This window comes from Virgibacillus sp. FSP13 (assembly GCF_054048505.1).
On record NZ_JBSVKG010000045.1, the window covers coordinates 1 to 11,073 of the forward strand.

Here is an 11,073-nt window from a genome sequence, read left to right on the forward strand (position 1 = left end):
TAAATAACATTTCATAACCTATTCTTTGGCTTTTGCTATTTGTTTAAGCGTATTCTTACCAGCGAGGGTTGTTTCAATTGAAAAATCTTTACCTTCTTTTATATATTGATTAACTGATTTAATGACTTCTTTTCCCGCAGTAACTCTTTTTGCCTCCGGATTTTCTGGATCCAATCGTCGTGCAATAGCATCGGCATCTATATTAATATCAACACCAAGTTTTTGGGTGCTAATCAAACCTGTCGATGTGTCATTTTTACCGGACTTTTTGAACAACCTCTATTTGTAAGGATGTTGCTTGGAATAATCCTCATTATAGTCGCTGGTATTCTCTTTTATATTGGTTTTGTTAACATTAGAGGATTCGAAGGTGCAGCTTATGGCATTCTTAGTTTCTTTTTAGTCATTTTTTCTATTATATCTATTATCGGAAAAAAGATCAGCTATAAACGGCTCAACTAAAGGTAATTTACATCAAGTGACAAGTGTGAATGGCTAGTCAACGTTCTTCTTTTAACCTCAAGTATACGTAAAACGAAAAATAAACAAATCGAGTCAAACCTACACAATATGAAAAGTTAAATGTGGAGGTACTCTAAGTGAATTGTACCTCCTTATAACATTACATGGAATTGAAATGGATAACGAATCCTTATCAATGAACATGTCAGGTATATTACACCAAAACCTCATAGGAACGCATTTTCTTTTTCAATTTGAACGTGTCATCTTTTACTGGGTTTTTTTGCATTTCCTTATGTTCTTGAATATGCTCATCCCTAGAAATCCAACTCTTAAAATCAGACTGCTCCTCCCATTTGGAAACGAGAACATACTCCACTTCCTCATTATGATATTTCCGCCAACATTCAAAAGATATATTTCCTTTTGCCTCTAATGCTTCGTCTTTGTTCTTCATTGCCTTCTTTTTCAAACGATCCTCGAACTCTTTATCTGTTGTAAAGCTCGCATTCATTACAAACATGGAATCCTCCTAACCATTTTTATCGAGGATGATAATCATTATCATCTATATCTGCTTATTATCTTACTGGAAAGGGAAGACCTTTTCAATAGGGATGTACGAAACTTTTCCTGTATTGTTGATTACAGCTAATGAAATATTGGCTTTGACTTAAATCAAATTAAGGAGATTCTAAGGTATTGCTTTTAATGTTTATGGGAACACCCTTGATTTTGCATTTGCTTCATAAAGTTTTCACAGCTTCAAATAGTAACAATTTAGCTCGCTCCCAAATTATTTTTAACAACAGCTTTTTAAATGGCAGAATAAAATGATTTCTTTAATAACTCGGATGAATATAATGGAAGTTAATGTTAAAATAGAACCATATTATGAAACGAATGGAGCAGGTTAACAGGGAAAAGGTGGCGGGGTTTTGGCAAAGGAAAATGTGATAGCGTTCATTTTTAACGAAAAGAAAAAGAATACTGAGGGGCCAAGTTTGTGAGTAAATGTACGTAAACTAACTGGACTAATCTTAAACAAGAAATTGAAATTGCACCCTTGCATTTAAAGGGGCGTTGAAAAGTGACATTAATTATTTAAATATTAGAATTATTATATAGCATTAAATTCAAGGAGGAGTTAAGATTGGACTTAAAAGTAGGAGATAAGATAAGCTTTGAACGAATATTCACTAAAGAAGATGTTGAAATGTTTACAAAAATATCTAGGGACGAAGGCGATCATCATATGAATCCCGATGAACAGGGTAGACTTGTTATTCAGGGTTTATTAACTGCAACATTACCAACAAAAATTGGCGGGGATAACAATGTACTCGCTCGCACGATGAATTTTGAGTTTTTAAGACCAGTGTTTACGGGAGATACAATATTCTGTGAAGTAACTATTGAAAAGCTTGAAAAGCAAGATAATAATCGAACAGCTATTGTTGCATCTTTTTTATGCACAAATCAGAATGAGAAACAAGTATTGAAAGGAAACTTTGCAGGAGTGATATTATAAGAGGTTGTTCAAAAAGTCACCAAATGATAAGCGGCGAATCTCTTCGTTGGCTTGTCTTTCCGGTCCTCATGTAGATTTTGCCTACATTCCGGTCCTCAAGACTACGCCGCCTCGACCTTCTTGCTTCTAATTCGGCAACTTTTTGAACACGCACTATAAACTTATTATTTCTTAACGAATGTGTGCGTTAGTAAAAAAATTATTAGATCATTAAGCTAACTTTGCGATTAGGAGGTTTCACGTTGAAGAAAATTCCTGGGTTATTATTTTGCTGCTTTTCTCTTCTTATTATGTTGTCTGCTTGCCAAATGGGATATAGCGATGAATATATAGAATGGGGAGAGCAAACTAATAGTAACACGACTGAATTATTGGAAGAAAATGAAATACCCTATAAGATCAACAATGAAATGATCTATATTCCTGAGGATGCATTTGATGATGCGATTTTTTGTTGTTCGTAATATAAAATTAAACGTAAGTAATTCTTATAGTTAACAAAAAACGGTGATTTTATTTCTACTATGTCTAGTAAACTATCAATCATAAGAATAAAGGGAAGTAGTGGAATTATGATAATTAAAAAAGAGGAAAACACACAGTTTGATTTGGTTGTTTCTAATGTGAGGAAGACATCTGAAGAAGTTGATTGTTCAGGTGCATCTGTTTTTATTATTCATGACGATAAAATAGTTACAGAAGAATATTGGGGGAAGCATTCTAAGGAACTTAATTCCAGACCTATTCAGGAAGACACACAATTTCATGTCGCATCAGTTCGAAAAAGTTACATAGGGTTTGCAGTTGCTTATGCGGTTAATGAAGGGTATATAGAATCAATAGATGACTCAATAATAAATTACCTTCCACTGAAAAAAATGTCAACATTAAATGAAATTACAATAAGACACTTACTTACACATACGCATGGTTTAAGGGGGATTAATGGGGGGATATATAGAGAATTTCCGTCTGGTAAGAATTGGGCATATCGTGGTATTGGGATTGATATTTTGACGCAAATCGTTATAAATGCGACTGGTAAATCAGTAGCTGAGATAGTAGCTATTAATGTATTTAAACCTCTGAATTTTACGGAGACTGGATGGTACGGAGAATTAAATGAAAAACTTGTTCATGTTATACGCGAACCCAACGATATAAATTGGACTACAAGTAAAAGTACAGACGGTGACAAGATGAATATGTATGTATCGTCAAGGGAGATGGCTAAATGGGGATACCTTCATCTTAAACAGGGATATATTAATGGAGAACAAATTGTATCCAAAGAAATTATAAATATTGCTACATCCCTTCAAAGCCCATATTTAATAGATGTCGAACTACCACAAAACGGCTATTTATGGTTCGTAAAAGACTTACCAGCAAGAAAATCGGAAATTGGTGAACTTGTTCCTAAAGGCTCCTTTCAAATTTTAGGCTATACAGGAGTGACTCTTCTGGTTATTCCCCAGCATAATCTTGTGGCAGTGCGTGCGTTTAATAGTTTTGGTTCTCCTGATGGATTTGATTATTTAGCTGATGTTCGAAAATTTGGCGATACTATTATGACATGCCTGTTAAACTAAAGGATTTTGAAGCAAGAGAATCTATTTAGAAATTAAAGGAGGTTGCGGTTTTGAGACTTAGACAAATGGCAGTCGCTTTCCTTTTAAGTGAGCAACAAAAAGTATTGTTTCTTCAAAAAAGCAAATAGACACTTTCTTCGCGGGATTTTTAGTTCCAATAGGCGGACATATAGAAGGCACTGAAATAAATGAACCTCAAAAGGCATTTTTAAGAGGGATTGATGAAGAAACAGGATTAAAGAGTGATTACACAGAAAATCTAACACTTAGATATATTGTACATAGAATAAAGGGAGGTCAAAGTCGTTATTGCGATTGTTCCTGTTTTTAATTATTCAACTATTGAACGGGTTAGTGGAAGAAGAAAGGACAGAGGTTAATTTATGGAAATAATTTTTATGTTTGTGATGGGAATGATTGTCTTTATTATAGCTGTAATAGCGATTTTTAATGGAGCAACACATCGGATTAAAAGTCCAATCGATGATTTAAAAGAAGAGATTTCAAATCTTGAAAAAAGGGTCAATGACCTTGAAAATGAAAAGAAAAATAATACCTAATTATTATGTTCAAGAAAACGGGTGCTTTTCTTTAAGTACAGCCGCTTCTTGTACTAAACAGCAGCATAATTTTAAGAAGGGGGGTCTAGATGGATAACAACACAGAAAAAAATTCACCGGTAATAGAGGTCATTTTCAATGAGAAAAAATATTCCATAACTAAAAATATAATAGCTCTATTTTACATTGCACTAATAAGCTACTCTCAATTTACAAATAAGGATGTCTTCGGTTTTACTTTAGTGTTTATTGTTACTATTGTTGGCAACATTTATTTTATTTGTAAACTTTCTTTTTATAATACAAATAGGGAAATTAAAGATATTGTACTTCTAATCATATTTGTTATATTGCTTTTTTGGGGAATTTATACCTTTTACACTGTGTTTTAGGATTTCTGACTAACAAGTGTAATTTCGGAACAAGAAAATCGCTTTTTGAACTATAGGGGCAGATTAATTTTAGAAAATATAACCAAGTGGAGGGGATAAACAAGTGAGAAAAACAATTGACCAATTATTTCTTGATGAATTAGTATCATCTGCTTTATCAAAGAAAAATATATTTGGTACAGTATTATGTGTTGAAAAAGGAGATAATTCGATATCCTTCATGAGCAGAGCTGGGAATTTAACCGCAGATAAACCTTATTTCATCGCAAGCGTAACAAAATTATACGTCAAGGCTGTCTTACTAAAATTAAGATCAGAAAATCTTCTACACCTTCAAGATAAAATCTCCAAATACTTTTCTGATGATATTCTTCATGAACTCCACCTATTAAAGGGTAAAGATTACTCTAAAGATATAACAATCAGCCATTTAATGTCCAATACATCAGGAATACCTGATTACTTTTCTTCTGATGTGATTACGGAATTAACAGCAGGAAAAGATCAAAGTTGGGGCTTTGAAAAAACAATTGCAAGTGCAAAACAGAAAAAACCAAAATTTGCACCTGGAAAAAAGGCTCAATATTCCGATACCAATTATCAGCTTTTAGGTAAGATTATCGAAATGATAACAAAAAAAGACATCCATACGGTTTTCAAGGTATTTATTTTTGATGAACTAAAATTAGAGGAAACTTATTTATATGAAGATGTGAATGATCTACGCCCAGAGACTTTCTATTTCAAAGATAAGGAAATCCATTTACCTAAATATATGTCATCAATAGGACCTGAAGGAGGCATTGTATCGACAGCGAAGGAAACTATGATTTTTTTAAAGGCATTTATGAATGGACACTTCTTTCCAAAAGAATATTTCAAAGAACTTAAAAGTTGGAAAATTCTTTTTGGCCCAGGATTATTTTTTTATGGTGTTGGGATAGCAAGTCAGCCTATTTCACTTAAAGAATTAAAAGGTGGATTAATTGGACATTGGGGGCAAACAGGTGCTTTTGCATTTTATCATCCGAAGACTGACCTATACTTTACGGGAACTGTTAACCAGTTTTATGGACATAGTGCCGCTGCAAAAATGATGATAAAAATCATTAAAATGTATAAATAGAATTAACTATATGCCGGGAATAAGTATTATTGCATTAATGAGTGCTTTAACACAATAAGTAGATTGTCTATACGTACGATATTTATGGCGAGGAGCGGCTAAGACGAGCAAGTAGTGATGAATTCTTTGTACAAAAGGCAATTGGATGGGTATTACGTGAATATGCCAAAACTCGCCCCGAGAACGTAAGAAATTTTGTTGCTAATCATTACTTAAAACCACTTAGTAAGCGGGAAGCATTAAAACATCTTTAAGGCACAATGATGTAATGCTTATTTTATTGTTGTTTAGGGGGGCGAATTATTATGAGACTACATATTATTGGTGGTGCGGGAAGTGGAAAATCATATATAGCTGAGCAGTTAAGCAAAAAGTTCAATATACCACACTATGATTTAGATCATATATTTTGGGATAAAAATGCAGATGAGTACGGTATAAAAGCTCCACCAACAGTAAGGGATAATAATTTGAAAGAAATTGTGGAACAGCCTGCATGGATTATTGAGGGAGTATATTTTAAGTGGTTAGATCCAAGTTTTGCATTGGCTGATCATATATTTATCTTAAATACTCCAGTTGCAATTCAAGAAGAAAGAATTTGGAGTAGATACAAAAAAAGAAAAGCAGGGGTTTTACCTTCAACTAAAAATGAAACAATCCAAAGTGTTAAAAAGTTAATTGATTGGAATAAAAAATATAACCATGATTTCTTACCAAATTTTGTTCGAAACAATGACTATAAAGGGAAAATGATTCAACTTGAAAATAATGAGAACATCTTCAATTATTTAATGTAGTTATTAAGCTAACGGGCCCTTAAGTCCAATAAGATATAGTAGATTAAATAGAAATCCACGTGTTTTCTGCGTTGGTTCTATTTACCATTTCTCCACAGTTTCGAAACCACAAAAAAATTGCAACCCTTTTTTCTACACACACAACAAATTCTAGTTTCCCTATGCTATCTCTGCTATTATTAGTAATATAGAATTACTTGAGGAGCGAACGAAACATGGCAGCTAGAGCAGATATAGATTTTCAAAAAGACTTATTTGATGCAGCGACAAAAATGCGTGGTAGTGTAGCGCCGGCTGATTACAAGCATTATGTGTTGCCGTTGATATTTTTACGATATTTATCGAATCGATATGAAATCAGAAAAGACGAGATTCATAGTTTAGTAGAAGTGTGTCAAGGGACTCGAGTTTGTTTACAAGGTAGATAACGAGGAAAAAGTACAGCATGTTTATCCAATTGATTGGGAACATCCGGAAAACAATGATTTTCTTGTCGTAAATCAATTTTCGATTGAAGGGCGCATGTCACGTCTCCCGGATGTTGTTATTTTTGTGAACCGGCTTCCGCTGATTGTGTTTGAATTGAAAAATCCGAATAAAGAAAATGTTACCGTTCATGATGCTTATAACCAGATCCGCAACTATACGTATGATATTTCGCAGTTGTTTGAATATAATGCCTTTACCATTATTTCGGACGGGGTGGAAACAATGCACGGGATGCCGTCTGCTGAATATGATTTTTTTGCTTCGTGGAAAACAATTGATGGTGTGAACGTGGACAATAATGTGGCGAATACGATGCGAACGTTAATTCAAGGGTTGTTTCCGAAAGATCGGCTGTTGAATTATATCCGTAATTTCATTGTTTTTTTGGATAAAGGGGATAAGCGGATAAAGATTGGTGCGAAATATCATCAATATTTTGGCGTGAATTTTGCCGTTGAGGAGACTGTACGGGCAACGCGTCCTGATGGTGATCGGCGCATTGGTGTGATGTATCATACGACTGGTTCTGGTAAATCGATCAGTATGTTGTTTTATAGTTCGATTTTGGCCAAGCATAAACAATTGGATAATCCGACAATTGTCATTCAGGTTGATCGAAATGACTTGGATGTGCAGCTGCATGACACGTTTTCGGAAGGGTATAGCTTGATTGGACATATTCATCATGCGGAAAAATCCGATCAATTACGTGACCTGTTAAAAGGTGAAGGTGGCCAGATTGTTTTTTCCACGATTGAGAAATTTCGGCTGAAGGAAGGGGAGGCCAAACACCCTGTACTATCAGATCGCAGCAATATTATCGTTATTTCCGATGAAGCCCATCGCACTCAATCTGGCTTTGACGGTGGATATGCGGCGCAATTACGGCATGCGGTGCCAAATGCTTCATTCGTTGGGTTTACGGGTACACCGGTTCAACTGCTCGGTAATAACACAGAGGAAATTTTTGGCCATGTGATTCACCGATACGATATGGCGCAGGCTGTCCAGGATAAAGCTGTTTTGCCATTGTATTATGAAAGCCGAATGATTCCGCTCGATTTTGCAGGGGCGGGAATTGATGAGGAGTATGCAAATATTATTAGTGAGATTGGCATGGAAGATGAGGAATCCGATTCGTATAAGCTGAAATGGGCAGCACTGGAAAAAGTAGTTGGGACACCGAAACGTTTGCACAAACTTGCGGGGTCGATTTTGGATCATTTTAATGCGGCGGCAAATCCATTTCAAAAAGGGATGGTCGTCTGCATGAGCCGGCAAATTGCGGTCCGCTTGTATGATGAGTTGAAAAAGCGGGATGATTGTCCGGAAGTGGAAATTGTCATGACCGGAAAGATTGCCAAAGATCCGGATCGCTGGCGGGTGCAAAATTCTGGCAGCAAATACGCGCATATTAAAATGAAAGAAGAACAGGAAGATGTTAAAAAGCGCCTGAAAAATCCGGAAGATCCATTGAAACTAGTGATTGTTGTTTCCATGTGGCTGACAGGTTTTGATGCTCCGAATCTATCATTCTTATATGTTGATAAGCCGATGCATGGTCATAACCTGATCCAGGCGATCGCCCGGGTTAACCGTGTTTTTCCTGGAAAAGAAGGCGGGCTAATTGTCGATTTCATTGGGATTGCTACATCGCTGAAAGAAGCAACAAATAATTATACCGGAGCTAATGCGACCAACCAGACAAACATTGACGTGGACGCTGCGGTTGGAGTTTTTCAAAAACATTTGCAAGAAGTGCGTGGACTATTTAGGGCGATTGAACATCGTGATGATTGGCGGGCATTGCCGAAGATCAAGCGGGATGATTTGATTGCTGATTTGGTGAATGAACAGTTAAATGGTGATCCGGAATCCTTTGTTGAGACATGTGTGAAGTTAGAAAAAGCATATAAACTCATCAAACATCTACAGGAAATTATTCCACTGTCAGATGAAGTTACCCTTTATCAGATGGTGCGTGTCCAAGTGAAAAAATTAATTTCGCCAGGCAGAGTGGGAACAGAGAGCAATCAGACAATTGAGGAGCGGCTTAATTAATTAGTCGATAGCCATCTGGAGACGAAAGATCCAATCGATATTTATCAAGTAGCTGGAATTGAGAAGCCTGATATTAGCATTTTGGATGAAGCGTTTTTGAAAGATATTGAAAGCAAGCAGGAGCATGAAGACCTAAGACTGAAATTACTACAGAAACTGTTAGAAGATCACATTACGGTGAATTTTAAAAAGAACAGTCCGAAAGAGCGCCAGATGCGTGAACTGTTGGAAAAGACGCTGACCGATTATCATAACCGAATTATCCAAGCGGCCGATGTTGTTCGGAAATGGTAGAGATGCGAAAAGACATCGATGAAGAAGCTGAATTTCGTGGAGAGCTAGGTTTGAATGATGAAGAGGCTGAATTTTATAAGGCGATAACTGGCCTAGAAATGGAGGCTTTTGACAATAAGTTCTTGACCGATTTAATTCATAAAGTGGTAAAAGAGCTGAAGAAAAACTTGAGCCAGAATTGGACAAGCGACCACCGCAAAAATATTTATGCCAAGGTGAAAATTTCCGTAAAAAATGTGTTGATGCGTGAGAATATCAAGGGGAAACAACTGTTGTTTATTACGAATGCGATTATGAAGGAAGCGGTCGAGCAGTATGGGGATTGGCCGAATGAGGCGTAGTGCGGGATGATATGACCGCACTCTACGTAACATTGTGTAAGCGTTTGTGCTATTATGTTGCAGTGGAAATATTTTGATAAGGCATCCACATCAGAAACTGCTTTAGATCTTGTAGGTAGCGTACCATCCTTAACATAGTTTTTTCCACTGAATAACAAAAAACGTACCAGATAGACTGTATACGACTTCATTTCTTTTGGATAATCAAAGCTAAATACCGATAGTTTTTGAATCAAGAATGATATATTTGTTGTATAAATTTGATTGATTTTCAATAAAAGCAGTCTTCCGCGATGGGGCCATATTGTCGAATAACTTATAAGTAAGTAAAACCTCCCAATCATAAGGAAGATTGAGAGGTGGGTTGGATTAGCTAGAAGTTATTTTTTTACAGCATGGATGTAGTGAATCGTTTCGAATGCAGACAAATAATCTGAACGATCACCAAAGAACCGATTATTAATAGCAACAGGTGATAAATGTTCATAAATGAATAGACCTGAGTTTTCCAACATTTTTTCCATTTCTTCATAGATAAAACATGATTTCATTGGTTCACCACTTGCTGAAGCCATTTGAACCATATTTTGAACTCGATTGGACAATCCTTTTTCTTCAAAAAGTTTATCGTCTGCATAATCAAAAACGATGGAACTTCCTGATGGGACGTTTGTAAATAACTCATTAATTAAATTTTCATTTTCTTCTTTCGTTAAATAATATGAAACACCTAAAAGACTAAAGAAAGTCTTTTTGTAAGGTATAAAACCTTCCTCAACAAGATTTTGCATAATAAAATCTTTGGTGAAGTCCATTGAGATAAAGTGAAGATTATCGGGAATTTGATAATTAGCATCTGATAATCTTTTCTTTTTAAAATTTAGTGTAGACGGATAATCGACTTCGAATATTTCTAAGTTGTTGTTTAGTTCTTGATTTCGGAAACAAAAGGTATCTAATCCGGCTCCCAGAATGACATACTGTTTAGCGCCTAGTACAATTTCATGAAACAATACATTTTCACAATAGGCAGCACGTGCTAAAGGAGTTGGAGAAAGCTGGACTTGTGTAATCCATTTTAAAATTTCATCAGGATGATTTTGAAACTTCTTAGCAATTTCATTATTAAAGAATTGAATTCCTTTAATCATGTTTTCACGGATATCGCTACATTCCTTTTTAGTAATTAAATCCTTTGCAATAAAATCATCAAAAATTTTTGGTGTGTCATGTTTACTGTGGTATGCTCGACTAAAAGCTGATATTAAGGAAGTTAAACTTGATTCATTTTTCTTCATGTATTAATCCTCCCATAAAACAAAAATAAGATTCCCCTGGCCAGGAGAATCTTATTATACACAAAAAATAAATAATAGTAAATTATAGCATAATTAAGTTTTTTTGTCAATAAAAAACACTTCGTTT

At 35.3% G+C, this 11,073-nt stretch carries 11 protein-coding genes and 3 pseudogenes; 11 read left to right on the top strand and 3 right to left on the bottom strand.

Features of this window, described 5'->3' with window-relative positions:
• Window positions 1-18 precede the first annotated feature (18 nt).
• The gene (locus ACW2QC_RS19755) at window positions 19-276 is read right to left on the bottom strand and encodes a hypothetical protein (RefSeq protein ID WP_457545645.1); all 258 of its coding nucleotides are present in this window, start codon (window positions 274-276) and stop codon (window positions 19-21) included.
• Window positions 277-291: 15 nt separating this feature from the next.
• On the opposite strand from ACW2QC_RS19755, the gene ACW2QC_RS19760 reads away from it, so the two are divergent.
• A complete protein-coding gene (locus ACW2QC_RS19760; RefSeq protein WP_457545646.1) occupies window positions 292-462 on the top strand; it encodes a YesK family protein in 171 nt (56 codons plus the stop codon).
• Between the two features lie 214 nt (window positions 463-676).
• On the opposite strand, the gene ACW2QC_RS19765 is transcribed toward ACW2QC_RS19760, so the two are convergent.
• Window positions 677-985 (bottom strand): antibiotic biosynthesis monooxygenase family protein, encoded by a 309-nt coding sequence (locus ACW2QC_RS19765; protein WP_457545647.1) that lies wholly within the window; start codon window positions 983-985, stop codon window positions 677-679.
• 630 nt (window positions 986-1,615) lie between these two features.
• Between ACW2QC_RS19765 and ACW2QC_RS19770 the strand changes: the two genes are divergently transcribed.
• The 10 genes and pseudogenes from ACW2QC_RS19770 (at window position 1,616) to ACW2QC_RS19815 (ending at window position 9,648) form a co-directional block, all read left to right on the top strand.
• Window positions 1,616-1,993 (top strand): hotdog domain-containing protein, encoded by a 378-nt coding sequence (locus tag ACW2QC_RS19770; protein WP_457545648.1) that lies wholly within the window; start codon window positions 1,616-1,618, stop codon window positions 1,991-1,993.
• 242 nt (window positions 1,994-2,235) lie between these two features.
• Window positions 2,236-2,457 (top strand): hypothetical protein, encoded by a 222-nt coding sequence (locus tag ACW2QC_RS19775; protein ID WP_457545649.1) that lies wholly within the window; start codon window positions 2,236-2,238, stop codon window positions 2,455-2,457.
• Between the two features lie 108 nt (window positions 2,458-2,565).
• Window positions 2,566-3,585 carry a serine hydrolase domain-containing protein gene (locus tag ACW2QC_RS19780; protein WP_457545650.1) on the top strand — a complete coding sequence of 340 codons (1,020 nt, stop codon included), beginning with the start codon at window positions 2,566-2,568 and terminating at the stop codon, window positions 3,583-3,585.
• A gap of 383 nt (window positions 3,586-3,968) precedes the next feature.
• Entirely contained in the window at window positions 3,969-4,145 is a 177-nt protein-coding gene (locus ACW2QC_RS19785; protein ID WP_457545651.1) for a hypothetical protein, read from the top strand.
• 89 nt (window positions 4,146-4,234) lie between these two features.
• Window positions 4,235-4,537, top strand: coding sequence for a hypothetical protein (locus tag ACW2QC_RS19790; protein WP_457545652.1), 303 nt, complete (start codon window positions 4,235-4,237; stop codon window positions 4,535-4,537).
• A gap of 103 nt (window positions 4,538-4,640) precedes the next feature.
• The gene (locus ACW2QC_RS19795) at window positions 4,641-5,663 is read left to right on the top strand and encodes a serine hydrolase domain-containing protein (protein ID WP_457545653.1); all 1,023 of its coding nucleotides are present in this window, start codon (window positions 4,641-4,643) and stop codon (window positions 5,661-5,663) included.
• Between the two features lie 110 nt (window positions 5,664-5,773).
• Window positions 5,774-5,917, top strand: a pseudogene (locus tag ACW2QC_RS19800) (DNA alkylation repair protein); the annotation flags it as partial.
• A gap of 51 nt (window positions 5,918-5,968) precedes the next feature.
• Window positions 5,969-6,463 (top strand): hypothetical protein, encoded by a 495-nt coding sequence (locus ACW2QC_RS19805; protein WP_457545654.1) that lies wholly within the window; start codon window positions 5,969-5,971, stop codon window positions 6,461-6,463.
• Between the two features lie 215 nt (window positions 6,464-6,678).
• Window positions 6,679-6,852 (top strand): annotated as a pseudogene (locus ACW2QC_RS19810) (type I restriction-modification system subunit M N-terminal domain-containing protein); the annotation flags it as partial.
• A gap of 67 nt (window positions 6,853-6,919) precedes the next feature.
• Window positions 6,920-9,648: pseudogene (locus tag ACW2QC_RS19815) on the top strand (type I restriction endonuclease subunit R).
• Between the two features lie 380 nt (window positions 9,649-10,028).
• Here the strand turns inward: ACW2QC_RS19815 and ACW2QC_RS19820 are convergent.
• On the bottom strand, window positions 10,029-10,946 hold the full coding sequence (locus tag ACW2QC_RS19820; RefSeq protein WP_457545655.1) for a class I SAM-dependent methyltransferase: 918 nt from the start codon (window positions 10,944-10,946) through the stop codon (window positions 10,029-10,031).
• Window positions 10,947-11,073 lie beyond the last annotated feature (127 nt).

Excerpts from the sequence above, each read along its gene's own strand:
- ACW2QC_RS19820 (WP_457545655.1), bottom strand. The coding sequence starts at position 10,946 with ATGAAGAAAAATGAATCAAGTTTAACTTCCTTAATATCAGCTTTTAGT.
- ACW2QC_RS19805 (WP_457545654.1), top strand. The coding sequence starts at position 5,969 with ATGAGACTACATATTATTGGTGGTGCGGGAAGTGGAAAATCATATATA.
- ACW2QC_RS19760 (WP_457545646.1), top strand. The coding sequence starts at position 292 with ATGTTGCTTGGAATAATCCTCATTATAGTCGCTGGTATTCTCTTTTAT.
- ACW2QC_RS19780 (WP_457545650.1), top strand. The coding sequence starts at position 2,566 with ATGATAATTAAAAAAGAGGAAAACACACAGTTTGATTTGGTTGTTTCT.
- ACW2QC_RS19765 (WP_457545647.1), bottom strand. The coding sequence starts at position 985 with ATGTTTGTAATGAATGCGAGCTTTACAACAGATAAAGAGTTCGAGGAT.
- ACW2QC_RS19785 (WP_457545651.1), top strand. The coding sequence starts at position 3,969 with ATGGAAATAATTTTTATGTTTGTGATGGGAATGATTGTCTTTATTATA.
- ACW2QC_RS19790 (WP_457545652.1), top strand. The coding sequence starts at position 4,235 with ATGGATAACAACACAGAAAAAAATTCACCGGTAATAGAGGTCATTTTC.